Origin of the sequence: Eubacterium ramulus, from assembly GCF_003122485.1 — a bacterium.
GTDB lineage: Bacteria > Bacillota > Clostridia > Lachnospirales > Lachnospiraceae > Eubacterium_I > Eubacterium_I ramulus_A.
In genome coordinates this window covers 1-1,605 of the sequence record NZ_JRFU01000233.1, presented here as the reverse complement: position 1 = coordinate 1,605, position 1,605 = coordinate 1, and the positions used below count along the sequence as shown (strand labels likewise).

Here is a 1,605-nt window from a genome sequence, read left to right as displayed (position 1 = left end):
TCGTTCAAGAGGTCGGCAAAAATCGAACTTTCCTATAAAGCAAAAAAAGAACGCTTACGCGTTCTTTAAAGTGAGCGTGCCGGGGCGCTAGACGTCCGGTGGACGTCTGTTTAGCGCCGACCGAAGCGGAGCGGAGACCGAACCTTTGTTCAAACCACGGCACAAAAAAAAGAACACTTTCGTGTTCTTTATAGTGAGCGTGCCGGGGTTCGAACCCGGGACAACTTGATTAAAAGTCAAGTGCTCTACCAACTGAGCTACACACCCATATGAAATTATTGAGCTGGGCTAGCTGGATTCGAACCAGCGAATGCAGCAGTCAAAGTGCTGTGCCTTACCGCTTGGCGATAGCCCATTATTTACAACCAAGCAGGAGTGATTTAAGGTGGATAAAGGGATTCGAACCCTTGGCCTCCAGAGCCACAATCTGGCGCGCTAACCAACTGCGCTATACCCACCATGTCCAAATTTCTTTGGGTATCAGGCGAAACTCCTGACAATGTGCTCGAAGGGATTCGAACCCCCGACCCACGGCTTAGAAGGCCGTTGCTCTATCCAGCTGAGCTACGAACACACAACTGTTATGAGAACCTTTCATAACAAAGCGGGTGATGGGAATCGAACCCACGTATCCAGCTTGGAAGGCTGGTGTTCTACCATTGAACTACACCCGCATATAATCGGGGTGACAGGATTCGAACCTGCGACCTCCTGGTCCCAAACCAGGCGCTCTAGCCAAGCTGAGCCACACCCCGTATTTTTCTGTCGCATCGCTGTTGTCTTACCCGCGACGCAAGAATTATTATATGGCAACCCACGCATTTTGTCAACAACTTTTTAAAACTTTTTTCAAAAACTTTTCTAATGCCCGCAAACCCTTTATTTTTGCGGCTTCGCAGGCATTTCATACATTGGAATATCCAAATATTTTCAAAAATTTTTTATAAAATTCAAGTTAGCTTTTCCTATCTCTTCTTCCATAAATAGAAAAAACAAGATACGATTTCTTAATCATCCAGATAACGAATTTCAAATGTCGGCTTTTTCCCACGCTCTTTTTCCATCACAATATAAGAACGCTGACGTCCTCTCTGACGTGGATAGGATAGACTTCCCGGATTCAGCAGAATCAGATCATCATCTTCTTCCAATAACGGTCGATGTGTATGACCAAACATGACTGCATCCACGCCACGCACTCTGCCCTCATTTCTGATATTCTGGTAGCCCATAGACACCCCATAGGCATGTCCATGTGTGATCAGAGCGCAAAAATCCTCGATGAAGATAATTTTCTCATCTGGAAGGTCAGAAAAGAAATCATTGTTTCCCGCAACGATTTCAATCGGACATTCAGCCAATTCTGCAATATATTCTTCGTATCCTTCCGCATCCCCAAGATGGATCAGCTTCTGAAATGGATATTCCCGCTCAATAGCTTCCTCAATTCCTGCATGTCTTCCATGCGTATCACTCACGATCAAAACTTTCATCTTTTCCATCCCTCCCTTTTCACAAAATTATCATTACATTCAGATTCTATATGCCAATCTATCAGTTCAAGTCGAACGCACGTGAGACTTGGTGCGTGATTCTGGTCAGCGC

The 1,605-nt window shown here is 45.2% G+C and carries 1 protein-coding gene and 6 tRNA genes; all 7 read right to left on the bottom strand.

Annotation, left to right across the window (positions count from 1 at the left end; translation table 11 throughout):
- Window positions 1-194 precede the first annotated feature (194 nt).
- The 7 genes from LG34_RS16100 to LG34_RS16070 all read right to left on the bottom strand — a co-directional run bounded on the left by LG34_RS16100 (window position 195) and on the right by LG34_RS16070 (window position 1,502).
- Window positions 195-267 (bottom strand) — tRNA-Lys (locus tag LG34_RS16100).
- Window positions 268-283: 16 nt separating this feature from the next.
- A tRNA-Gln gene (locus LG34_RS16095) sits at window positions 284-355 on the bottom strand.
- 29 nt (window positions 356-384) lie between these two features.
- A tRNA-His gene (locus LG34_RS16090) sits at window positions 385-458 on the bottom strand.
- Between the two features lie 42 nt (window positions 459-500).
- Window positions 501-574, bottom strand: a tRNA-Arg gene (locus tag LG34_RS16085).
- Window positions 575-603: 29 nt separating this feature from the next.
- Window positions 604-674 (bottom strand) — tRNA-Gly (locus LG34_RS16080).
- A 6-nt stretch (window positions 675-680) separates the two neighbouring features.
- Window positions 681-755 (bottom strand) — tRNA-Pro (locus LG34_RS16075).
- A 252-nt stretch (window positions 756-1,007) separates the two neighbouring features.
- Window positions 1,008-1,502, bottom strand: a complete 495-nt coding sequence (locus tag LG34_RS16070; protein WP_347486831.1) for a metallophosphoesterase family protein — start codon at window positions 1,500-1,502, stop codon at window positions 1,008-1,010.
- Between the last annotated feature and the right edge of the window lie 103 nt (window positions 1,503-1,605).